The organism is Streptomyces sp. NPDC059850 (assembly GCF_042731515.1).
Classification (GTDB): domain Bacteria; phylum Actinomycetota; class Actinomycetes; order Streptomycetales; family Streptomycetaceae; genus Streptomyces.
In genome coordinates this window covers 1-22520 of record NZ_JBHWJI010000016.1, presented here as the reverse complement: position 1 = coordinate 22520, position 22520 = coordinate 1, and the positions used below count along the sequence as shown (strand labels likewise).

The following is a 22520-nucleotide window of genomic DNA, read 5'->3' as shown; positions in this document are numbered from 1 at the left end:
CATTGGGGGTGACGCCCGACGAAGGTGAGCACGCGATGGCCGTCAGCGCGGTTCCCTGGGGGCCCGACTTCGGCGAGCTGGCCCGGCAGGATCCGGAGCTGGCCGGGATCATCCTGAGCGAGCTGGAGCGGGTCCGGGACGGGCTGCAGCTGATCGCCGCGGAGAACTACACCTCGCGGGCCGTGCTGGCCGCCCTGGCCTCGCCGCTGGCCAACAAGTACGCCGAGGGCTATCCCGGGGCCCGTCACCACGGCGGCTGCGAGCAGGTGGACCTCGCCGAGCGGGTGGCGCAGGACCGGGCCGCGGCGCTGTTCGGCGCCGAGCACGCCAACGTCCAGCCGCATTCGGGTTCCTCCGCGGTGCTCGCCGCGTACGCCGCGCTGCTGCGGCCGGGCGACACGGTGCTGGCGATGGCGCTGACGCACGGCGGCCACCTCACCCACGGCTCTCCGGCGAACTTCTCCGGCCGCTGGTTCCACTTCATCGGCTACGGCGTCGACCCGGCCACCGGGCTGATCGACTACGACCGGCTGCGCGATCTCGCGCTCACCCACCGCCCGAAGGCGATCGTGTGCGGTTCGATCTCGTACCCCCGGCATCCGGACTACGCCGCCTTCCGCGCCATCGCGGACGAGGTGGACGCGTACCTCGTCGCCGACGCCGCGCACCCCATCGGGCTGGTGGCCGGGAAGGCGGCGCCGAGCCCGGTGCCGTACGCGGACGTCGTGTGCGCCACCACGCACAAGGTGCTGCGCGGGCCGCGCGGCGGAATGCTGCTGTGCGGCGCGGAGCTGGCCGAGCGGGCGGACCGCGCCGTGTTCCCCTTCACTCAGGGCGGCGCCCAGATGCACACCGTGGCGGCCAAGGCGGTGGCGTTCGGCGAGGCCGCCGCGCCCGCGTTCGCCACGTACGCCGGGCAGGTCGTCGCCAACGCGCGGGTGCTCGCCGACGGGCTGGCGGCGGAGGGGCTGACAGTGGCCACCGGAGGCACCGACACCCACATGATCACCGTCGATGTGTCCCCGCTGGGGCTCGACGGCCGTACGGCGAAGGCCCGTTGCGCGGCCGCCGGGATCATCCTGGACACCTGCGCGCTGGCCTCCGCCACCGAACCCGGCGGCTGCGTCCGGGGGCTGCGGCTGGGCAGCGCGGCGGTGACGACGCAGGGCATGGGGGAGGCCGAGATGGCGCGCATCGGCGCGCTGCTGACGACCGCTCTGCGCGCGGACGAGCCGGCGCCCGGCGGGGGCGGGGGCGGGGTGCGCGCGGAGGTCAGGGAGCTGGCCGCCGCTTTTCCGCCGTATCCGCAGCCGTAACCCCGGTATTGCGCCGTCGTGAGGTCCGGTAATACTTTGATCGCATGGCGAATCAGGTCGAATCCTCATCGGAAATTCTGTCCTATGTGCGCGACGTATCGCTGCGCGAAGACGATATTCTGCGCGACCTTCGGGAACTCACCGGTGAACTGCCGATGGGGCAGGCCATGCAGGTGATGGCCGAAGAGGGACAGTTCCTGGCCTTTCTGGTCGGCCTGATCGGCGCCCGGAACGTCCTGGAGGTCGGGACGTTCACCGGCTACAGCACGCTGTGCATGGCGCGGGCCATCCCCCCGGATGGGCGGTTGGTCACGTGCGACATCACCAGCAAATGGCCCGATATCGGCGCCGAGTACTGGGCCAAGGCGGGCGTCGCCGACCGTATTGACGTCCGTATCGGCAATGCCGCCGAAACGCTTTCCGGGCTCCTTGCCGAAAGCGGCGCGAACTCATTCGACTTCGCGTTCATCGACGCCGACAAGGCGAGCTACCGCACGTATTACGAGGCGGCTCTCGACCTGGTGCGGCCCGGCGGACTCATCGCCGTCGACAACACGCTGTTCTTCGGCCGGGTGATCGACCCCGCCGCTCAGGACCCCGACACCGTCGCCATTCGTGAGCTGAACGCCTTCCTGCGCGACGACCACCGGGTGGAGCTGTCGCTCCTGCCGGTGGCCGACGGCGTCACCCTGCTGCACAAGAAGGCGCGCTGAGCCGGCGCCCGGGTGGCGAACGTCACCTGGCGGTCACCTCCGCTGGTCCCCGGCACACCGGGAACCGGAGCAGGCTAGGGTGAGGTCTCCTAGGGTGTGGTTCCCTGATCTGCCTCGCGACGTCTGGGGAATAGGTGCGTGAATACCTGCTGACTCTGTGCATCGTGGCTGCGGTGACGTATCTGCTCACCGGGCCGGTGCGGAAGTTCGCCATCGCGGCTGGTGCGATGCCGGAGATCCGGGCCCGCGATGTGCACCGTGAGCCGACTCCGCGGCTCGGAGGCATCGCCATGTTCGGCGGCCTCTGCGCGGGGTTGCTGGTGGCCGCTCACCTCACCAACCTCAAGGACGTCTTCGAGACGTCCAACGAGCCGCGCGCGCTGCTCTCCGGCGCCGGGCTCATCTGGCTGCTCGGGGTGCTGGACGACAAGTGGGGCGTGGACGCGCTCATCAAGCTGGGCGGCCAGATGATCGCCGCCGGTGTGATGGTGCTCCAGGGTCTGACCATCCTCTGGCTGCCGGTGCCCGGTGTGGGGCCCGTCTCGCTGACCCCCTGGCAGGGCACGCTGCTGACGGTGGCGCTGGTCGTCATCACCATCAACGCGGTCAACTTCGTTGACGGGCTGGACGGTTTGGCGTCCGGGATGGTGTGCATCGCCGCCGCCGCGTTCTTCATGTACGCGTACCGCATCTGGTTCGGCTACGGACTGGAGGCGGCCGCCCCCGCGACCCTGTTCGCCGCCGTCCTCATGGGCATGTGCCTGGGCTTCCTGCCGCACAACGCCCACCCCGCGCGGATCTTCATGGGCGACTCGGGCTCGATGCTCATCGGGCTGGTGCTCGCCGCGGGCGCGATCTCGATCACGGGCCAGGTGGACCCGGACGCGATGAAGCTGTTCGCCGGTTCGGAGACGGCCGCGGTGCACGCCACCGTGCCGGTCTACATCCCGCTGCTGCTGCCGCTGACCGTCATCGCGGTGCCCTTCGCGGACCTGGTGCTCGCCATCGTCCGGCGCACCTGGCGCGGCCAGTCGCCGTTCGCGGCGGACCGTGGCCATCTGCACCACCGGCTGCTGGAGATCGGCCACTCGCACAGCCGGGCCGTGCTGATCATGTACTTCTGGTCGGCGCTGATCGCTTTCGGCGCGGTCGCGTACTCGGTGAACTCGGCGGGTGTGTGGTTCGTCCTCGCGATCGTCGTGCTGAGCGGGGTGGGGCTGGTGCTGTTGCTGCTACCGCGCTTCACCCCGCGGGTGCCGCGGTGGGCGGAGGCGTTCGTACCGCCCCGCTACCGGCGCCGGGCGGCCGCGCCGGAGCAGATCGCGCAGCCCGCCGAGGCCGTTCAGGCCACCGAGCCCGCGCCGGTGGCCCGGCCGGAGGAGCCCGAGCCCGCCCCCGAGCCGGTTCCGGCCGGGCTCAACGGCGCCACCGCGATCGGCGACCGGTCCCGTTTCCCGCACCGCAGGAAGATCGGAAGCCCGCAGTAAGGGCTACAGAGCGCGTCAACGGCATACACCCTCCGTAACCCACTCGTGTGACGTGCAGCACATTGAGCAGGTAAAGACCTCATCAAATAGTTTGTGATACCGTTCACTAAACCCGGTGCTAGAGCCCAAGGACCGTAGTGCGACGGTCCTTCGCCGTGAGGTTCTTCCCTTCCCCGGGGATACGCTCGTCCACGACGAATCGTTGCTTCCGACTCTTGCCGGAGAAACCCTTCATGCAGTCCAACGACGCCAGAACGCTGCTCAGTTGCGCCGTGCCCACCGCCGTTGTCGCGGTGGTCGCCGTCGCCGTCAGTTCTGTGCTCGCCGGTGGAAAGGGCGCGATCGGGGCCGCCTTCGGGGCGATTCTCGTAGCTGCGGTCATGACGATCGACCTGATCGTGCTTGAGCGCACCGGGAAGTATCTTCCGCAGCTGTTCCAGATGATGGCGCTCGCCCTCTACATGGTGCAGTTCCTGCTCATCGCCGTGCTGCTGGCCGTCTTCAAGGACACCACTCTCTTCAGCACCCGGGCGTTCGCGTTCTCTCTGCTTGCTGCGACACTGACGTGGATCACGGCGCAGACCCGTGCTCACATGAAGGCCAAGATTCTCTACGTGCAACCGGAAGCCGAACACGAACGGAAGCCGGCGAGGGAGAGCGAAGCCTCCCCTGCCGGGTCCGCATCGTGATCTGTAGGCCCGGTATAAAGGCGCCTGCGCTCACCTGCTATCGTCCGGTGCCATCTGAGGCACAGCGGGCGCAGGCGGCTGAACCCCCGGATTCCACGGGACGGAATCGGCGGCCCATGCAGCTGCTGCCCGTGAGCCCATCGGCCTTGTGCATACAAGCCGCCCCCACATTCGTAAGAACCAGTCCAGTGCCGTTCCGTGGCCATGCGCCGCGCCGACACATCGAGGTTGCCGTACCCATGCGCCACGCTGAAGGAGCTCGCGGTGAGTCCTGACCAGACGCTCGCCTTCGAGACCGATTGCCACATCTTCGACGGGTGCGGCTTCCCGGCCCCAGGGCTTCACTCGTTCACGTTCGAACCGATCGCCACGATCGGCGGCTTCGAGATCAACAAGCCGATGCTGCTGGCTGGGCTGGCGACCATCGTCGTCGTGGCGTTCTTCTGGGCCGCCTTCGGGAAGGCGAAGGTCGTCCCCGGCAAGCTCCAGATGGTCGGTGAGGCGGGCTACGACTTCGTGCGCCGCGGCATCGTCTACGAGGCCCTGGGGAAGAAGGAGGGCGACAAGTACGTCCCCCTCATGGTCTCCCTGTTCTTCTTTATCTGGATCATGAACCTGTGGTCCGTGATTCCGCTGGCCCAGTTCCCGGCGACGTCGATCATCGCCTTCCCTGCGGGGCTCGCCGCGATCGTCTACGTCCTGTGGGTGAGCCTCACCTTCCGGAAGCACGGCTTCGTCGGTGGCCTGAAGAACATCTCGGGCTACGACAAGTCGCTCGGCCCGGTCCTGCCGCTGGTCATGGTCCTGGAGCTGTTCTCCAACCTGCTCATCCGGCCGTTCACCCACGCCGTCCGGCTCTTTGCCAACATGTTCGCGGGCCACGTCCTGCTGCTGATCTTCACGATCGCCAGCTGGTACCTGCTGAACGGCATCGGAATCGCCTACGCGAGCATCTCGTTCGTGATGGTCATCCTCCTGACCGCCTTCGAGCTGTTCATCCAGGCCCTTCAGGCGTACGTCTTCGTCCTGCTGGCCTGCAGCTACATTCAGGGCGCTCTCGCCGAGCACCACTGAGCACCCTGTCCCAGTCCGCAAGACATCCGGTGGCCAACCCCCACCGGCCCATGAAACAGAAGGAAGAACCGGCATGTCCGCTCTCCAGTCCCTCGCTGCTGAAGGTCTTTCCGGCTCCGTCGGCTCGATCGGCTACGGCCTCGCCGCGATCGGCCCCGGCGTCGGCGTCGGCATCATCTTCGGTAACGGCACCCAGGCCATGGCCCGCCAGCCCGAGGCTGCCGGTCTGATCCGTGCCAACCAGATCCTCGGCTTCGTGCTCTGTGAGGCGCTCGCCCTGATCGGTCTGGTCATGCCGTTCGTCTACGGCCCGTGATCACCTGCCGATAGCTGTTGCGACGAAAGGTACTGATGTGATCGCCCTGGAATTCCTTGCGGAGGAGAAGCAGAATCCCCTGCTCCCGCCGCTCCCAGAGCTTGTCATCGGCCTGATCGCCTTCGCCATCGTTTTCTTCTTCTTCGCCAAGAAGCTCCTCCCGAACATCAACCGTGTTCTGGACGAGCGTCGCGCGGCGATCGAGGGCGGAATGGAGAAGGCCGAGGCAACTCAGGCCGAGGCCCAGCAGGTCCTCGAGGACTACCGCGCCCAGCTGGCGGACGCCCGCCACGAGGCCGCGCGACTGCGCCAGGAGGCGCAGGAGCAGGGCGCCGCGCTCATCGCTGAGATGCGCGCGGAAGGCCAGCGGCAGCGTGACGAGATCGTCGCGGCCGGTCACGCCCAGATCGAGGCAGAGCGCAAGCAGGCCGGTACGGCGCTGCGCCAGGACGTGGGCAAGCTCGCCACCGACCTGGCCGGCAAGATCGTCGGCGAGTCCCTCGAGGACGTCGCCCGGCAGAGCCGCACCATCGACCGCTTCCTCGACGACCTCGAGGCCAAGGCGGCCGACGGCTCGAAGGCCGAGGCCGGACGATGAACGGAGCGAGCAGGGAGGCACTGGCTGCCGCGCGCGAGCGCTTCGACGCGCTGACGGACAACACGTCCGTCGACGCGGGGAAGCTCGCCGACGAGCTGGCCGCCGTCACCGCGCTGCTCGACCGTGAGGTCTCGCTGCGCCGGGTCCTCACCGACCCGGCGCAGTCCGGCGAGGCCAAGGCCGAGCTGGCCCAGCGGCTGCTGAGCGGGCAGGTCGGCGGCGAGGTCCTGGACCTGGTCTCCGGCATGGTCCGCTCCCGCTGGTCGCGCTCGCGCGACCTCGCGGACGCGGTCGAGGAGCTGGCGAGCAGCGCCGACCTGGTGGCGGCCCAGCGGGCCGGCACCCTCGACAACGTAGAGGACGAGCTGTTCCGGTTCGGCCGGATCATCTCCTCCTCGTCCGAGCTGCGGTCGGCGCTGGCCGACCGGCGCGCGAACGGTACGGCCAAGGCCGGACTGGTCCGCGAGCTGCTGGGCGGCCGGGCCGACCGGGTCACCGAGCGGCTTGTCGTGCGTCTGGTCACCCAGCCGCGCGGACGTAGCCTGGAGGCGGGTCTCGACGAGCTGTCCAGGCTCGCCGCGGCGCGCCGGGACCGGATGGTCGCGGTCGTCACCTCGGCGGTGCCGCTCAGCGACCGGCAGAAGGAGCGCCTCGGCGCCGCCCTGGCGGGGCTGTACGGACACCAGGTGCACCTCAACCTCGACGTGGACCCGGAGGTCCTCGGCGGAGTCGTGGTGCGCATCGGCGACGAGGTCGTCAACGGGACCATCGCGGACCGCCTCGAAGAGGCGAGCCGACGGATGGCCGGCTGACTTAAGCCACCAACTCAACAAGCATGTAAGCGGCCCGAGTTGGGCCGTAGTCACTTACTTCGGGCCCAACAAGGAGAGCAGGGAACCCAGATGGCGGAGCTCACGATCCGGCCGGAGGAGATCCGGGACGCGCTGGAGAACTTTGTCCAGGCGTACAAGCCGGACGCGGCCTCGCGCGAGGAGGTCGGTACGGTCAGCGTTGCCGGCGACGGCATCGCGAGGGTCGAGGGTCTTCCCTCGGCCATGGCGAACGAACTGCTGAAGTTCGAGGACGGAACCCTCGGCCTCGCCCTCAACCTTGAGGAGCGCGAGATCGGTGCCGTTGTCCTCGGCGAGTTCAGCGGCATCGAAGAGGGCCAGCAGGTGCACCGCACCGGCGAGGTTCTCTCGGTAGCTGTCGGCGAGGGTTACCTCGGCCGCGTCGTCGACCCGCTGGGCAACCCGATCGACGGCCTCGGCGAGATCGAGACCGAGGGCCGCCGCGCCCTCGAGCTGCAGGCCCCCACGGTCATGGACCGCAAGTCGGTCCACGAGCCGATGGAGACCGGCTACAAGGCCGTCGACGCCATGACCCCGATCGGCCGTGGCCAGCGTCAGCTGGTCATCGGCGACCGGCAGACCGGCAAGACCGCGCTGTGCGTCGACACGATCATCAACCAGCGTGACAACTGGCGCTCCGGCGACCCGAAGAAGCAGGTCCGCTGCATCTACGTCGCCGTCGGCCAGAAGGGCTCCACCATCGCGTCCGTGCGCGGCGCGCTGGAAGAGGCCGGTGCGCTGGAGTACACGACGATCGTCGCCGCCCCGGCGTCCGACCCGGCGGGCTTCAAGTACCTGGCCCCCTACACCGGCTCGGCCATCGGTCAGCACTGGATGTACGAGGGCAAGCACGTCCTGATCGTCTTCGACGACCTGTCCAAGCAGGCCGACGCGTACCGCGCCGTGTCGCTGCTGCTGCGCCGCCCGCCGGGCCGTGAGGCCTACCCGGGTGACGTCTTCTACCTGCACTCCCGGCTGCTGGAGCGCTGCGCCAAGCTCTCCGACGAGATGGGCTCCGGTTCGATGACCGGTCTGCCGATCGTCGAGACCAAGGCGAACGACGTGTCGGCGTTCATTCCGACCAACGTCATCTCCATCACCGACGGTCAGTGCTTCCTGGAGTCCGACCTGTTCAACGCCGGTCAGCGCCCGGCCCTGAACGTCGGTATCTCGGTCTCCCGAGTCGGTGGCTCCGCGCAGCACAAGGCGATGCGCCAGGTGTCCGGCCGGCTCCGCGTGGACCTCGCCCAGTACCGCGAGCTGGAGGCGTTCGCCGCCTTCGGTTCCGACCTGGACGCGGCCTCGAAGGCGTCGCTGGAGCGCGGTGCGCGCATGGTCGAGCTGCTGAAGCAGGGCCAGTACGCCCCGTTCTCCACCGAGGACGAGATCGTCTCCGTCTGGGCCGGCACCAACGGCAAGATGGACGATGTCCCGGTCGAGGACGTCCGCCGCTTCGAGCGTGAGCTGCTGGACTACCTGCACCGTGAGCACAAGGGCCTGCTGACCAGCATCGTCGAGGGCGGCAAGATGTCCAGCGACACGATCCAGGCGCTCGGCGAGGCCGTGGACGGCTTCAAGAAGCAGTTCGAGACCTCGGACGGCAAGCTGCTGGGCGAGGGCTGAGTATGGGTGCCCAGGTCAAGGTCTACAAGAGGCGGATCAAGTCCGTCTCCGCGACCAAGAAGATCACCAAGGCGATGGAGATGATCGCCGCCTCGCGCGTCGTCAAGGCGCAGCGGCAGGTGGCGGCGTCGACCCCGTACGCCACCGAGCTGACCCGCGCGGTCGGCGCCGTGGCCAAGGGCTCCACCACCCAGCACGCGCTGACCACGGAGTCCAAGAACCCGACGCGCGCCGCGGTGCTGCTCATCACGAGCGACCGTGGTCTCGCGGGCGGCTACTCCTCCAACGTCATCAAGGCGGCCGAGCAGCTCACCGAGCGGCTCACCGGCGAGGGCAAGGAGGTCGACACCTACATCGTCGGCCGCAAGGGCGTCGCCTACTACACCTTCCGTGAGCGCAAGGTCACGGAGTCGTGGACGGGCTTCACCGACAACCCGACCTACGCCGACGCCAAGAAGATCGGCGGACCGCTGATCGAGGCCGTGCTCCAGGAGACGGCCGACGGCGGCGTGGACGAGCTGCACATCGTGTCCACTGAGTTCGTCTCGATGCTGACGCAGACCCCGGTCGCGGACCGGCTGCTGCCCCTCAGCCTTGAGGAGAAGGCGGAGGAGCAGCAGAAGAAGGGCGAGATCCTTCCGCTCTTCGAGTTCGAGCCGTCGGCCGAGGACGTCCTGGACGCCCTGCTGCCGCGGTATGTCGAGGCACGCATCTACAACGCCCTCCTGCAGGCCGCCGCCTCCAAGCACGCGGCCACCCGGCGGGCGATGAAGTCGGCCACCGACAACGCCGATGAGCTCATCAAGTCGCTCACGCGGCTTGCCAACGCGGCCCGCCAGGCCGACATCACCCAGGAAATCAGCGAGATCGTCGGTGGCGCGAGCGCTCTGGCCGACGCCTCTGCGGGGAGTGACTGACAACTATGACCACCACTGTTGAGACGGCCACGGCGACGGGCCGCGTCGCGCGGGTCATCGGCCCGGTCGTCGACGTGGAGTTCCCCGTCGACGCGATGCCGGAGATCTACAACGCGCTGCACGTCGAGATCGCCGACCCGGCCGAGGACGGGGCGAAGAAGACCCTGACCCTCGAGGTCGCGCAGCACCTGGGCGAGGGCCTGGTCCGCGCCATCTCCATGCAGCCCACCGACGGCCTGGTCCGCCAGGCCCCGGTGACCGACACCGGCACCGGCATCACCGTGCCCGTCGGCGACGTCACCAAGGGCCGGGTGTTCAACACCCTGGGCCAGATCCTGAACGAGCCCGAGGCCGAGTCCGAGGTCACCGAGCGCTGGGCGATCCACCGCAAGGCCCCGGCGTTCGACCAGCTCGAGTCGAAGACCGAGATGTTCGAGACCGGCCTGAAGGTCGTCGACCTGCTGACCCCGTACGTCAAGGGCGGCAAGATCGGTCTGTTCGGCGGCGCGGGTGTCGGCAAGACCGTCCTCATCCAGGAAATGATCATGCGTGTGGCCAAGCTGCACGAGGGCGTTTCCGTGTTCGCCGGTGTCGGCGAGCGCACCCGTGAGGGCAACGACCTGATCGAGGAGATGGCCGAGTCCGGCGTGCTCCCGCAGACCGCGCTGGTCTTCGGCCAGATGGACGAGCCCCCGGGCACCCGTCTGCGCGTCGCCCTCGCCGGTCTGACCATGGCGGAGTACTTCCGCGATGTGCAGAAGCAGGACGTGCTGTTCTTCATCGACAACATCTTCCGCTTCACCCAGGCCGGTTCCGAGGTCTCGACCCTGCTCGGCCGCATGCCCTCCGCGGTGGGCTACCAGCCGAACCTGGCCGACGAGATGGGCATCCTCCAGGAGCGCATCACCTCGACCCGTGGTCACTCGATCACCTCGATGCAGGCGATCTACGTCCCCGCGGACGACCTCACCGACCCGGCCCCGGCGACCACCTTCGCGCACCTCGACGCGACCACGGTGCTCTCCCGGCCGATCTCGGAGAAGGGCATCTACCCGGCGGTGGACCCGCTGGACTCGACGTCCCGGATCCTGGACCCGCGCTACATCTCGCAGGACCACTACGACTGCGCCTCGCGCGTGAAGTCGATCCTGCAGAAGTACAAGGACCTCCAGGACATCATCAACATCCTGGGCATCGACGAGCTGGGCGAGGAGGACAAGCTCACCGTCTTCCGCGCCCGCCGCATCGAGCGCTTCCTGTCGCAGAACACCCACGCGGCGAAGCAGTTCACCGGTCTCGACGGATCGGACGTGCCGCTGGACGAGTCGATCGCCGCGTTCAACGCGATCGCCGACGGTGAGTACGACCACTTCCCGGAGCAGGCGTTCTTCATGTGCGGTGGCCTGGACGACCTGAAGGCCAAGGCCAAGGAGCTGGGCGTCTCCTGAGCCCGGTGCTCATGGGGGAGGGGTGGGCCCGGTCCCGCCCCTCCCCGCACGCCCGTTATTCTTTGACGAAAGCCCTGTCGTACCCGGCAGGTTTCAGACCCGAGGAGCCACGTTGGCTGCTGAGCTGCACGTCGAGATGGTCGCGGCGGACCGTAGTGTCTGGTCCGGCACGGCCACCTTGGTCATCGCGCGCACCACATCGGGTGACATCGGCGTCATGCCCGGCCACCAGCCGCTGCTCGGTGTGCTGGAGTCCGGCCCGGTGACCATCCGTACGAGCGACGGCGGGACGGTCGTCGCCGCGGTGCACGGCGGGTTCATCTCGTTCGCGGAGGACAAGCTCTCGCTGCTGGCCGAGGTCGCGGAGCTGTCCGACGAAATCGATGTCAAGCGCGCGGAGCGGGCGCTGGAGCGCGCGAAGTCGGCGGCGGACGCCGCCGCCGAGCGGCGCGCCGACGTCCGGCTGCGTGCGGTGGCGGGAGTGCACTGAGCCTGTCACGTTACGGTCGGAAACCTCAGCCGCGGACCTCGCTGGAGCTCCTCTTCAGCGGTCCGCGGCTGAGGCGATGCAGGTGCGGTTTTTCCGGATGAGGCGAGGAGGTCGGTGAAGATGGTCCTCGCTCTGCTCGTGAGCGGCGTGGTCGTCGCGCTGGTGGTGGCGGGACTCTTCGTTTTCGGGCTGCGGCGGAGGCTGATCCAGCGGTCCGGCGGCACCTTCGACTGTTCCATGCGCTGGGGCGCGCCCGGACCCGAGGCGGAGCCCAGCGGCAAGGGGTGGGTGTACGGCATCGCCCGCTACAACGGTGACCGGATCGAGTGGTTCCGGGTCTTCTCGTACGCGTTCCGCCCCCGGCGCACCCTGGAGCGGGCCTCGATCGAGGTGCTGGAGCGGCGTACGCCCAAGGGCGAGGAAGAGCTGGCCCTGCTCTCCGACGCGGTGATCCTCGCCTGTCGGCACACCGGTACGCGGCTGGAGCTGGCCATGAGCGAGGACGCCCTGACGGGCTTCCTGGCCTGGCTGGAGGCCGCCCCGCCCGGCCAGCGCGTCAACGTCGCGTAGCCGGGCTTTTTCTGTTTTAGACGCCCAGTTCCTGGGCCAGGACGGCGGCCTGCACCCGGCTGCGCAGCTCCAGCTTGGCGAGCACCCGGCTGACGTGGGTCTTCACCGTCGCCTCCGCCATGGTCAGATGCTCCGCGATCCGCGCGTTCGACATCCCCTGGCCCAGCGCGCCCAGCACCTCGCGCTCGCGCGGGGTGAGCACCGAGAGCACCGAGGGGTCGGCTGTCGCGCTCCCCGAGCGGGCGAACTCCGCGATCAGCCGCCGGGTCACCGCGGGTGCGATCAGCCCCTCGCCGCGTGCGACCGTACGGACCGCCTCGACCAGCTGTGCCGCGTCGCTGTCCTTGAGGAGGAACCCGGCTGCCCCGGCGCGCAGCGCCCCGAACACGTACTCGTCGAGGTCGAAGGTGGTCAGTACGAGGACGTCGGCCAGCCCCTCCTCGACCACCTGCCGGGTCGCGGAGACCCCGTCGAGGCGCGGCATCTGGATGTCCATCAGCACCACGTCGGGGCGCAGCTCCCGGGCCAGCTCCACGGCCTGCTGACCGTCGGTGGCCTCGCCGACCACCTCGACGCCGGGCGCCGACCGCAGGATGAGCACGAGCCCGGAGCGCACCGAGGCCTGGTCCTCGGCGACGAGCACTCTGGTCGTCTCCGGCGTGGGCTGTAGCTGATTCACCGCTGCTCCTTGTGGATGGTGGATGGCTCAGGCCCCGTCAGGCCCCGTCGCCCAGCGGCAGCGCGGCGCGGACCCGCCACACGGTGCCGGAGGGTCCGGGGACGGGGCCCGCGTCGAGGGTGCCGCCGAGCAGCGTCACCCGTTCCCGCATCCCGATCAGCCCGGTGCCGGAGCCGGGCACCCGTGGCGCGGGGCGGTCGCCGCCGTACGGGCTGGTCACCCTGACCTCCAGGGCGCCGCCGTCCGTACCGCACGCGGGGTGGGCCAGCGTGACGTCCACCCTGCCCGGCCCGGCGTGCTTGAGGGCGTTGGTCAGGGACTCCTGGACGATGCGGTACGCGGCGAGTTCGACCGGGGCGGGCAGCGGGGCGGAGCCCGCCGGGCGCTCGTCGTACAGGACGAAGTCCTGGCCGCCGGGCGGCGGCGGGCTGCTGGTTCTGGCCTGCTCCAGCAGGGAGTCCAGGGCGCCGAGGGTGGGCGCGGCGGACGGTGCGTGGTCCTCCTCGCGCGCGTCGCGCAGCAGCCCGATGAGCCGTCGCATCTCGGCCAGTCCGCGCACGCTGTTGTCCCGGATGACGCCGAGGGCCTCCTCCGTCGCGGCCGGGTCCTTGAGGGTCTGCGCCGCGGTGGAGTGGATGGCGATCGCGGAGAGGTGGTTGGCGACCATGTCGTGCAGCTCGCGGGCCATCCGGGCGCGCTCGGCGGTGACCGCCTCCCGGCGGTCCAGCTCGGCGAGCAGCGCGGTGCGTTCGGCCTCCAGGCGGGCGGCGGCGGCCTCTTCGCGGTGGTTGCGGACCAGTACGCCGGTCCACGCCGGGCTGATGGTGAACACCGCGACGAGCATGCCGATCAGCAGCGTCCACGGCTCGCGGACCACCGCCAGCGGCACGGCCGTCGCCACCGCCGTGACCAGCACGCACAGCCGGGGGAGGCGGCGGGCGGTGGCGGGGGTGCCGTACATGACGCACGCGTAGATCAGGTCCGTGTACATCAGCAGCGTCGCGGCGAGCCCGCCGCTGCACAGGTCCGCGGCCACGGCGGCGGTCCCGATGCCGAGCCCCGCGACCGGTGCCGTACGCCGCAGCAGCTCCGCGCCCGAGATGACGGCCAGGGCGACGAGGCCGAGCCACTGGGGTGTACCGAAGAACGGCGGGTTGTTGTGCAGCCCCAGCGTCCACAGCAACACCCCGCCGAACACTCCGGCGAGGCCTATCAGCACGTCGTCGCGGTGGGGGCGTTGGGGCATGCCCCCATCACAGCACGTGCCACGGCCCCGTGGCCTCCCCTCCCGGTCCCGCCTCCCTACATCGAAGGATGCAGCCCGGTCTCATCGCCCGCGACGAGGCGGGCCCCCGGATCGGGCGGAAGGCTGAGGAAGGAGAAAACGAGGGGAGCGAACCGTGATTGTCGCGCTGATCATCGCCTGTGAGGTCGGCTTCTGGGTACTGCTGGCCGTGGGGCTCGCACTGCGGTACGTGGCGAAGATGCCGCGTGCGAGCGTGGCCGTGCTGCTGTGCGAACCGCTGCTGGAGGTGGTGCTGTTCGTGGCGACCGCCATCGACCTCAAGAACGGCGCGGAGCCGGACATGAGGCACGGCATCGCCGCGACCTACATCGGCTTCTCGGTCGCCCTGGGCCACCAGACGATCAAGTGGGTCGACGCCCGGGTGGCCCACCGCTTCTTCGACGGCCCGCCGCCGGTGAAGCCACCGAAGTACGGCATGGCCCGCGCGGCCCACGAATGGAAGACCGCCGCCCGCTGGATCCTGGCGGCGGTCATCGCGATGGCCCTGCTCCAGGGCGCGATCTGGTACGTCGGCGACGACGGCGACGTGGGCTCGCTGCGCGAGTGGCAGTCCAGGATGCTGTTCGTCATGGGCATCAACGTGATCATCGCGCTGGCCTACACGGTGTGGCCGAAGCGGGAACCCGCCGAGTCGAACGCGCGGTAGCCGCCTCCGGCGGAAGTCCCCCACCCCGCCCCTCCCCGAAACCGGGGGACACCCCCGGCCCCCCAGCAGGGGGGGGCGCTGAGCCCCGGCCCCGATGGGGCTCCGCCCCGGACCCGGTTGGGGTTGCGCCCTGGGCCCCGGTTGGGGTTGCGCCCTGGGCCCCGGTTGGGGTTGCGCCCTGGGCCCCGGTTGGGGTTGCGCCCTGGGCCCCGGTTGGGGTTGCGCCCCCGGGCTCCGGTTGGGGCTCCGCCTCGGGTCCCGATTGGGGTTGCGCCCCGGGCTCTGGTTGGGGCTCCGTCCCCTGGCGCCGGTTGGGGTTGCGTGCCTGGCCCCCACCCGGGCTCCGCCCCTGGGGCTCGGGCGGGGTGTGTGCCCCTGGCCCGGCCTGGGGGTTGCGCCCTGGCTCCGGGTTCCCCGGGCCCGCTGGGGTTGAGCCGCCGGGCTTCGGTTGGGGGCGCCGCCGCTGGGTCGCCGGTTGGGGTGCGCTCTCGGGGCCATGCTGGGCCGCGCCGGGCCCTGCCCCGACTCTCGTGGGGACTACGTCCCGGGCCGCCACCGGTTCCCGCTCTGTGGTGGCTGCCTCGCGGGCGTCCGGGGTCCGGGGCCTGCCCCGAGCCCCCGCGGCAGCGGCTCTCACCGGGGGAGTCCCGTCCCCACGCGCGCCTTGCGGTGGCCGCGCCCCGGTCTCCCACAGACGCCCGGGGGCCGGGGCTTGCCCCGGTTCGGGGAGGGGCGGGGTGGGGAACAGGTCGCGTCAGCGGTTTTCGCCGGGGACCCACAGGACGTCGCCTGCCTCCTTGTTGGCCGTGCGGGCCAGGATGAAGAGGAGGTCCGAGAGGCGGTTGAGGTAGGTCGCGGTGAGTGGGTTCATGGCGTCGCCGTGCTCGGCGAACGCCGCCCACGTCGACCGCTCCGCCCGCCGGACGACCGTGCACGCCTGGTGCAGCAGGGCCGCGCCCGGGGTGCCGCCGGGGAGGATGAAGCTGCGGAGCTTCTCCAGGTCCGCCAGGAAGCGGTCGCAGTCCGCTTCCAGCTTGTCGATGTAGCTCTGCTCGACCCGCAGCGGCGGATGCTCGGGGTTCTCGACCACCGGGGTGGACAGGTCCGCGCCCACGTCGAACAGGTCGTTCTGGACGCGGACCAGGGCCCGGGCGACCTCGTCCGGCAGCGAGCCCAGCGCGATGGCCACCCCGATCGCGGCGTTCGCCTCGTTCGCGTCGGCGTACGCGGCGATCCGCAGGTCGGTCTTGTCGGTGCGGCTCATGTCGCCCAGGGAGGTGGTGCCCTGGTCCCCGGTGCGCGTGTAGATGCGGGTGAGATTGACCATGGGGCCGAGCCTACGCGCAGCCGGGGGCCATCCCCCTATGCCCCGGCCTGCTGGAAGAGGCGGGTGCCCAGGGTGACGGCGACGGCGGCGAGCCCGGTGGCGACCAGGCAGGCCAGCCCGATCCGCCCGTCCCCGTAGTCGCCCGCGAAGGCGGCCCGTACGCCGTCCACGAGGTAGCGGAAGGGCACGAAGTGCGAGGTGATGTCGAGCCAGCGCGGCCCGAGCGACATCGGCAGCAGGATCCCGGAGAGCAGCATCGCGGGCATGGTGACGGAGTTGATGACGGGGCCGAACCCCTGCGGCGACTCCACCCGCATGGCCAGCGCGTACGAGAGCGAGGCGAGCGAGACGGTGAGCACGGCGACGAAGCCGAAGCCGATCACGATGCCGAGCACCGGCGCGCGCAGCCCGAGGGCGAGGGCGACGAGGACGACCACCACGGACTGGAGCAGGAGCTGGACGACGTCCTTGAGCACCCGCCCCATGAGCAGGGCCAGTCGGCTGACCGGGGTGACCCGCATCCGCTCGATGACGCCCATGTTCTTCTCGAAGATGATGCCGATCCCGGCGAACGAGGCGCTGAACATGCCGAGCTGGATGAGGATGCCGGGGACGATGGTCTGCCACGAGTCGCCCTCGCCGCCCAGCGGTATGCCGGTGAGCAGCGGGCCGAAGAAGACCAGGAACAGCAGCGGCTGGACGAGGCCGAAGACCATGGCGGGTTTGGAGCGCAGGGTCTGGCGCAGGTGACGGCGGAAGATCAGGGCCGTGTCGGAGATGACGTGGGGCATACGGACTTCCTCCGGCTTCAGACGGTGAGCGGGGCGGTTTCGCGCGGTGCGGCGACGCGGCGCCCGGTGATGGCGATGAAGGTGTCCTGGAGCGTGGCGTCCGGCGAGCCGCCGTACTCCGTCTTGAGCCGCTGCGCCGTGCCCTCGGCGGCCACCCGGCCCTGGTCGACGACGATGAGCCGGTCGGCGAGCGCGTCCGCCTCGTCGAGGTAGTGGGTGGTCAGGAAGACGGTCATGCCGTGCTCGGCGCGCAGCCGCCGGATCAGGTCCCACAGGTCGGCGCGCCCGGCCGGGTCGAGCCCGGTCGTCGGCTCGTCCAGGAACAGGATGCCGGGCCGGTGGACGAGGCCGAGCGCGATGTCCAGGCGGCGCCGCTGCCCGCCGGAGAGGGCGGCGCACGGCCGGTCCAGCAGGTCGGTCAGCTCCAGCTCACGGGCCAGTTCACCGGCGCGGGCGACGGCCTCGGGCTGGGACAGCCGGTAGAGGCGGCCCTGGGTGACCAGTTCCTCCCGTACGGAGACGGTGGGGTCGACCCCGCCGGACTGGGCGACGTACCCGATGCGGCGGCGCACCCCGGCCGGGTCGGCGGCGAGGTCGTGACCGGCGACCGTGGCGGTGCCGCCGGTGGGCGGGAGCAGCGTGGTGAGCATACGGAGCGTGGTGGTCTTGCCCGCGCCGTTGGGGCCGAGGAAGCCCAGGATCTCCCCGGCTTCCACCGTCAGGTCGATGCCGCGGACGGCCTCCACGGGGCCGCTCTTGGTCCGGAAGGTGCGGGTGAGCCCGCTCGTGGTGATGACTGGGATGGGCATGCCGATAGAAAAGCAGGGTCACCTAAATTTTGCAATGACCCCAAAGATGCAGCCAACCCAGCGAAGCTAGGATGAGGGCATGGCGGAAGGGCTCAGGGAGCGGAAGAAGCGGCAGACCAGGCAGCACATCTCGGATGTCGCGACCGGGCTGTTCATGGAGCGCGGCTTCGAGACGGTGACGATCGCGGAGATCGCCGAGGCGGCCGAGGTCTCCGTCAACACGGTTTACAACTACTTCCCGGCCAAGGAAGACCTGTTCGTCGACCGCGAGGAGGAGATCGTCGACCGCCCCTCCCGGCTCGTACGGGAGCGCGCGCCCGGCCGGTCGGCGGCTCGGGCCATCGCGGAGCAGCTGCGCCAGGACATCCGGGAGCGGCACGCGTACGTCGGGCTGACCCCGGGCTACGACCGCTTCCGGCAGGTCTTCACGGAGTCGCCCACCCTGATGGCCAGGCTGTTCACCATCCAGGGAAAGGCGGTCAACCGGCTCGGTGTCACCCTCCGCGAGGAGGCGGACGCCGCGCCCGAGGACCCGACCCCCGAGTTCATCGCCCACCAACTGGTCGGGCTGCAGAACGCCGTTCAGCGCTGCATCATCCACGGCCTGGCCGAGGGCGGCGACGTGGACGAGGTGGCCGAGGACGCCCTCCGGAAGGTCGACGTCATGGAGGCGCTTCTCAGCGACACGGTGCTCAACTATGCGGTGAAGAACACACCGTGACGCGCCTTACTAGGGGCTGCCGCAAGGGGTGAACGGGCGTTAAGGTCCACGCACACCGAACGTCGACGAAGGGGTGTGTCGTGGCCAAGAAGCTCGCGGTCATCGGAGCCGGACTCATGGGGTCCGGCATCGCGCAGGTCTCCGCCCAGGCGGGCTGGGACGTCGTGCTGCGCGACGTGACCGATGAGGCGTTGCGGCGCGGCACGGACGGAATCCGCGCCTCCTACGAGAAGTTCGTCTCCAAGGGCAAGCTGGACGCCGCGGACGCCGAACAGGCGCTGGCCCGCATCACCACCACGACCGACCTCGACGCCGCCGCCGACGCGGACATCGTCGTCGAGGCTGTCTTCGAGCGGATCGACGTCAAGCGGGAGATCTTCCGCACCCTCGACGGCCTGGTCAAGGACGACACCGTCCTCGCGTCCAACACCTCCGCCATTCCGATCACCAAGATCGCCGCCGCCACGGAGCGCCCGGAGCGGGTCGTGGGCACCCACTTCTTCTCTCCCGTCCCGATGATGCAGCTGTGCGAACTGGTGCGCGGCTACAAGACGAGCGACGAAACGCTCGCCACGGCACGGGAGTTCGCGGAGGGCGTGGGCAAGACCTGTATTGTCGTCAACCGCGATGTCGCGGGCTTCGTCACCACGCGCCTGATCTCGGCACTCGTGGTCGAGGCCGCCAAGCTCTACGAGTCCGGGGTCGCCACGGCCGAGGACATCGACATCGCGTGCAAGCTGGGCTTCGGTCACGCGATGGGACCCCTCGCGACGGCCGACCTCACCGGCGTGGACATCCTGCTGCACGCCACCGACAACATCTACACCGAGTCCCAGGACGAGAAGTTCGCGCCACCGGAGATCATGCGCCGGATGGTCGACGCGGGTGACATCGGCCGCAAGAGCGGTGGGGGCTTTTACCGCTACTGAGGGCCCTGGTGCGGCGCCAGGCCCGGAACTCACCCTCTCGGGTGAATTCGGTATCGGTTCGCTTACAGACGGCAACTTCCTCGGGTGTGGGGCAGTCAGTTCTGTAGAGAGAAATGGCGCATTGACGACACGACGACTCGCACCATCCAGGGGAGCGCATTATGTACATCAGGGGCGACCACGCCGAGCTGGTCGTCGGGGGCCGACTGGACGTCCGAAGCGCGGCGGACGCCCGTACGGCCCTGCATACCGCCGTTGACGCCGGCGGCGGAGATCTCGTACTCGACCTGACCGAGCTGGACTCCTGGGACGCCACCGGGCTCGGCGTGATCATGGGGGCGCACCGGAGAGCGGGCCGGGTGGGCCGTCGGCTCGTCCTGCGCGGGGTGCCACCGCAGATGCAGCGGCTGCTGGTGGCCACCCGACTGCACCGCATCCTGGCGATCGAGGGCGGGCTCGAAGCGGAGACGCTGCCGCGCGTCTGAACCCCCGAATCCCCGGGGTGGCGCGGGCCGTTCCGGGGCCGGTGGATACTGTGACGAGGTCTTGTCCGGCACTCGCCGGACATCATCCCTACGGCGGCACACATCGGCGCGCCACGCATCTGGGGGGCACTGGGCCATGGAGCAGCACCACCGCGCACCGCACGAGCACGGCCACGACGACCCGAGCCCGCGTCCCGCGGACGCCGCCGCCGAGCCGCAGCCGCCGCGGGACGCGGACGTGCCCGCCGGTCCCGTCCGTACCGTACGCATCGTCACCGGCGACCATCTGCTGACCGTCAACCCGGTCGACGGCAGCGAGATAGAGCCCTGCCCGCCCGGCGAGCGGTCCGCCAGGGCCGCCCGGCCCGAGCGGCACACCCCCGACCAGCGCGCCGAGCTGCGCCGGGCCGCCGCCGCGCCCCGGCCGTCCGGCACGGTGGTGCCCGACCTGCCGATGCTGGAGCGGGACGAGGAGCGCGAGCGACTGGCCCGGCTGCTGGCCCGAGGCCGTTCCGTACGGGTCACCGGGCCCTCCGGCGCCGGGCGCAGCGTGCTGCTGGAGGCCGTCGCGGCGGACTGCGACCGCCTGGCGCCGGACGGCGTCGTACGGCTCTCCGGCTACCACCGCACCCCCACCGACCTGCTGTACGACCTCTACGCGGCCGTCTACCGCGCCCCGCTGTACCGGCCCGAGCGGGCGGAACTGCTGGAGGTGGTGCAGGAGATCGGCGCGGTCGTCGTCCTCGACGACATCGAGTTCGGCGGCGCCGCGCTGGACGAGTTCCTCGACGCGACCCCCGAATGCGCCTTCCTGATCTCCGCCACGCCGGATGTCGCGGCCCCGTCCGCCGATTCGCACCTCGAAGAGGTCTTCCTCTCCGGGCTCAGCCGCACCGCCGGTCTGGAGCTGCTGGAGCGGGCCCTGCGGCGCCCGTTGGCGGAGGACGAGGCGAGCTGGGCGGCGGACCTGTGGTTCGAGTCGGAGGGGCTGCCGCTGCGGTTCGTACAGGCGGGTGCGCTGCTGCGCCAGCGCGAGGCGGCTGCCGGTGACGCCACCGCCGACGCGCCCGCCGACGCGTCCGCTGACACCGCTGCGGAGGGTGACGCCGAACCGCGTGACGCGGTGCCGCCCCTGCCCCCGATCCCCGAGGCCGCGGCTCCGGCCGCGCTGCTCGCCGCGGGGCTGGGCGAAGCGGCCCGCGACGCCCTGCGGTTCGCGGTCGCGCTCGGCGGCGAATGCCCGCACCAGGCCCATCTGCCCGCCCTCACCGACGATCCGCACGCGGACGCGGCGCTTGGCGAACTGCTCGCCCACGGCCTGGTCACCACCGTGGGCCCGCACTACCGGCTGGCGGCCGGGGTCGCGGACCAGCTCGCGGCGGACGGGTACGCGGGCGACGCGGCCGCGTCCGCCGGGCGGGCGCACACCGTGGCCCAGCACTACACCTGGTGGGCCGCACACCCCTCGGTGGCGCCCGAGCGCGTCGCCGTCGAGGCGGACGCGATACTCGCCGCGATGGCCGCCCTGGTCACGGGCCGGGAGGCCGGGCACGCCGACGCCGCCGTCGATCTGGCCCGCGCCGCCGCCCCCGCCTTCGCGGCGGCGCTGCACTGGGGTGCCTGGGAACGGGCCGTGCGGCACGGGCAGGAGTCGGCGCGGCTGGCCGGACAGGTCGCCGACGAGGCGTACTTCCACCACGAGCTGGGTGTCCTCGCCCTGTGCACCGGCAACCTCGACCGGGCCCGCGCCGAGCTGGAGGCGTCCATCGGGCTGCGCGGCGCGCTCGCGGACAAGCGCGGAACGGTCGCGGGGCGGCGGGCGCTGGCGCTGGTGAGCGACCGTACGGGCGCGGCGATGCCGGACGCGTTCGGGCCGGGCGTCGTACGGACGCGGCCCCCGGCGGCGGCGGCGCCTTCGCCGTCGTCTTCGCCTTCGCCGGAGGAACAGGTGACCGCGGTCATCACGCCGGTGGGCGAGACGACGAAGATACCCCCGGTAGCGGCCACGGCGGCGCTACCGACCCAACCCGCCCCCGCCCCTGCCTCCAACCCCACTTCCACCAAGCCGCGCCGCCTGGGCAGTCTCCGGAACCTGGCGCTGACCGGCACCCGCCGCAACATGGCCGCCGCCGGGGCCGGGGTGCTGCTGGTGGCCGTGCTGGGCACCGTAGTGACCCTCGGAGCCATCGGCGGCGACAACGACAAGCCCTCGTCCGACCGGGTCAAGCCGCGCGAGTCGGCGTCGAAGCAGGACGACGACAAGGACCTGACGGCCGACGAGCCGTCGGACGCCCCGAGCCAGGCGCCGCAGCCGGGGCTGAGCAATGTGCCGCTGTCGTCGCCGTCCTCGGTGCCGTCGAGCGGCGGGACCCCGAGCGGGTCGCCCACGCCGTCCGACCCGTCGACAACCGGTGACCCGTCGCAGCCGCAGACTCCGTCGGCACCGACGACGCCCCCGACCACGCACGAGCCCACGCACGCCCCGACGGGCGGTCCCACGACGGGCGGTCCTACGACCCCGCCCCCGTCTCCCACACCAACCAGGCCCACGGCCCCGCCGACCACGGCGACATCCACCTCAACCACGGCCAGCGGCCCGCCGTCGCCAGGCGGCCCGGCGACATCGCCAAGCGCCTCCGCGTAACGGGGCTTCTTCCCCCACCCCGCCCCTTCCCGAAACCGGGGGCAAAGCCCCCCGACCCCCACCGGGGTTACGCCGGTGGCTTATACACAAA

Annotated in this window: 23 protein-coding genes; 18 read left to right on the top strand and 5 right to left on the bottom strand. The window is 70.7% G+C overall.

Translation table 11 applies throughout. The features are described from left to right. Window positions 1–35: 35 nt before the first annotated feature. The 13 genes from glyA (at window position 36) to ACFV9T_RS15295 (ending at window position 12092) form a co-directional block, all read left to right on the top strand. The gene (glyA, locus tag ACFV9T_RS15355) at window positions 36–1316 is read left to right on the top strand and encodes a serine hydroxymethyltransferase (RefSeq protein ID WP_385440245.1); all 1281 of its coding nucleotides are present in this window, start codon (window positions 36–38) and stop codon (window positions 1314–1316) included. A 44-nt stretch (window positions 1317–1360) separates the two neighbouring features. Then, window positions 1361–2029, top strand: coding sequence for an O-methyltransferase (locus ACFV9T_RS15350; RefSeq protein ID WP_385440243.1), 669 nt, complete (start codon window positions 1361–1363; stop codon window positions 2027–2029). Between the two features lie 134 nt (window positions 2030–2163). Then, window positions 2164–3516, top strand: a complete 1353-nt coding sequence (locus ACFV9T_RS15345; protein ID WP_385440241.1) for an MraY family glycosyltransferase — start codon at window positions 2164–2166, stop codon at window positions 3514–3516. 233 nt (window positions 3517–3749) lie between these two features. Continuing rightward, entirely contained in the window at window positions 3750–4205 is a 456-nt protein-coding gene (locus ACFV9T_RS15340) for a hypothetical protein (protein ID WP_385440239.1), read from the top strand. Window positions 4206–4409: 204 nt separating this feature from the next. Next, on the top strand, window positions 4410–5279 hold the full coding sequence (atpB, locus tag ACFV9T_RS15335; RefSeq protein ID WP_385440524.1) for a F0F1 ATP synthase subunit A: 870 nt from the start codon (window positions 4410–4412) through the stop codon (window positions 5277–5279). A gap of 73 nt (window positions 5280–5352) precedes the next feature. Continuing rightward, the gene (gene atpE, locus ACFV9T_RS15330) at window positions 5353–5595 is read left to right on the top strand and encodes an ATP synthase F0 subunit C (RefSeq protein WP_385440236.1); all 243 of its coding nucleotides are present in this window, start codon (window positions 5353–5355) and stop codon (window positions 5593–5595) included. 37 nt (window positions 5596–5632) lie between these two features. Next, window positions 5633–6193 (top strand): F0F1 ATP synthase subunit B, encoded by a 561-nt coding sequence (locus ACFV9T_RS15325; RefSeq protein WP_385440235.1) that lies wholly within the window; start codon window positions 5633–5635, stop codon window positions 6191–6193. After that, window positions 6190–7005 carry a F0F1 ATP synthase subunit delta gene (locus tag ACFV9T_RS15320; protein WP_385440233.1) on the top strand — a complete coding sequence of 272 codons (816 nt, stop codon included), beginning with the start codon at window positions 6190–6192 and terminating at the stop codon, window positions 7003–7005. Before ACFV9T_RS15325 ends, ACFV9T_RS15320 begins: the two co-directional genes overlap by 4 nt. A gap of 90 nt (window positions 7006–7095) precedes the next feature. Next, window positions 7096–8667: a F0F1 ATP synthase subunit alpha gene (gene atpA / locus ACFV9T_RS15315; protein WP_385440231.1), complete on the top strand. Its 1572-nt coding sequence runs from the start codon at window positions 7096–7098 to the stop codon at window positions 8665–8667. Window positions 8668–8669: 2 nt separating this feature from the next. Beyond that, the gene (locus ACFV9T_RS15310) at window positions 8670–9584 is read left to right on the top strand and encodes a F0F1 ATP synthase subunit gamma (RefSeq protein WP_385440228.1); all 915 of its coding nucleotides are present in this window, start codon (window positions 8670–8672) and stop codon (window positions 9582–9584) included. Between the two features lie 5 nt (window positions 9585–9589). After that, window positions 9590–11032, top strand: a complete 1443-nt coding sequence (gene atpD, locus ACFV9T_RS15305) for a F0F1 ATP synthase subunit beta (protein WP_385440226.1) — start codon at window positions 9590–9592, stop codon at window positions 11030–11032. Window positions 11033–11144: 112 nt separating this feature from the next. Beyond that, window positions 11145–11522, top strand: a complete 378-nt coding sequence (locus tag ACFV9T_RS15300; RefSeq protein WP_385440221.1) for a F0F1 ATP synthase subunit epsilon — start codon at window positions 11145–11147, stop codon at window positions 11520–11522. 120 nt (window positions 11523–11642) lie between these two features. After that, window positions 11643–12092: a DUF2550 domain-containing protein gene (locus ACFV9T_RS15295; protein ID WP_385440220.1), complete on the top strand. Its 450-nt coding sequence runs from the start codon at window positions 11643–11645 to the stop codon at window positions 12090–12092. Between the two features lie 16 nt (window positions 12093–12108). On the opposite strand, the gene ACFV9T_RS15290 is transcribed toward ACFV9T_RS15295, so the two are convergent. Further along, on the bottom strand, window positions 12109–12771 hold the full coding sequence (locus tag ACFV9T_RS15290; RefSeq protein ID WP_385440218.1) for a response regulator: 663 nt from the start codon (window positions 12769–12771) through the stop codon (window positions 12109–12111). Window positions 12772–12808: 37 nt separating this feature from the next. Beyond that, a complete protein-coding gene (locus tag ACFV9T_RS15285) occupies window positions 12809–14017 on the bottom strand; it encodes a sensor histidine kinase (protein WP_385440216.1) in 1209 nt (402 codons plus the stop codon). A 154-nt stretch (window positions 14018–14171) separates the two neighbouring features. Between ACFV9T_RS15285 and ACFV9T_RS15280 the strand changes: the two genes are divergently transcribed. After that, window positions 14172–14723, top strand: a complete 552-nt coding sequence (locus ACFV9T_RS15280; RefSeq protein WP_385440214.1) for a hypothetical protein — start codon at window positions 14172–14174, stop codon at window positions 14721–14723. 754 nt (window positions 14724–15477) lie between these two features. On the opposite strand, the gene ACFV9T_RS15275 is transcribed toward ACFV9T_RS15280, so the two are convergent. The 3 genes from ACFV9T_RS15275 to ACFV9T_RS15265 are packed head-to-tail and all read right to left on the bottom strand — an operon-like array spanning window position 15478 to window position 17644. Then, on the bottom strand, window positions 15478–16050 hold the full coding sequence (locus ACFV9T_RS15275) for a cob(I)yrinic acid a,c-diamide adenosyltransferase (protein ID WP_385440212.1): 573 nt from the start codon (window positions 16048–16050) through the stop codon (window positions 15478–15480). 35 nt (window positions 16051–16085) lie between these two features. Next, entirely contained in the window at window positions 16086–16841 is a 756-nt protein-coding gene (locus ACFV9T_RS15270; RefSeq protein ID WP_385440210.1) for an ABC transporter permease, read from the bottom strand. 17 nt (window positions 16842–16858) lie between these two features. Next, window positions 16859–17644, bottom strand: coding sequence for an ABC transporter ATP-binding protein (locus tag ACFV9T_RS15265; RefSeq protein ID WP_385440521.1), 786 nt, complete (start codon window positions 17642–17644; stop codon window positions 16859–16861). 85 nt (window positions 17645–17729) lie between these two features. On the opposite strand from ACFV9T_RS15265, the gene ACFV9T_RS15260 reads away from it, so the two are divergent. The 4 genes from ACFV9T_RS15260 (at window position 17730) to ACFV9T_RS15245 (ending at window position 22429) form a co-directional block, all read left to right on the top strand. Next, window positions 17730–18371, top strand: coding sequence for a TetR/AcrR family transcriptional regulator (locus ACFV9T_RS15260; protein ID WP_385440208.1), 642 nt, complete (start codon window positions 17730–17732; stop codon window positions 18369–18371). A gap of 80 nt (window positions 18372–18451) precedes the next feature. Continuing rightward, window positions 18452–19300 carry a 3-hydroxyacyl-CoA dehydrogenase family protein gene (locus ACFV9T_RS15255; protein WP_385440206.1) on the top strand — a complete coding sequence of 283 codons (849 nt, stop codon included), beginning with the start codon at window positions 18452–18454 and terminating at the stop codon, window positions 19298–19300. A gap of 161 nt (window positions 19301–19461) precedes the next feature. Then, the gene (locus tag ACFV9T_RS15250) at window positions 19462–19785 is read left to right on the top strand and encodes an STAS domain-containing protein (RefSeq protein WP_385440204.1); all 324 of its coding nucleotides are present in this window, start codon (window positions 19462–19464) and stop codon (window positions 19783–19785) included. 136 nt (window positions 19786–19921) lie between these two features. Beyond that, window positions 19922–22429 carry an ATP-binding protein gene (locus tag ACFV9T_RS15245; protein ID WP_385440202.1) on the top strand — a complete coding sequence of 836 codons (2508 nt, stop codon included), beginning with the start codon at window positions 19922–19924 and terminating at the stop codon, window positions 22427–22429. Window positions 22430–22520 lie beyond the last annotated feature (91 nt).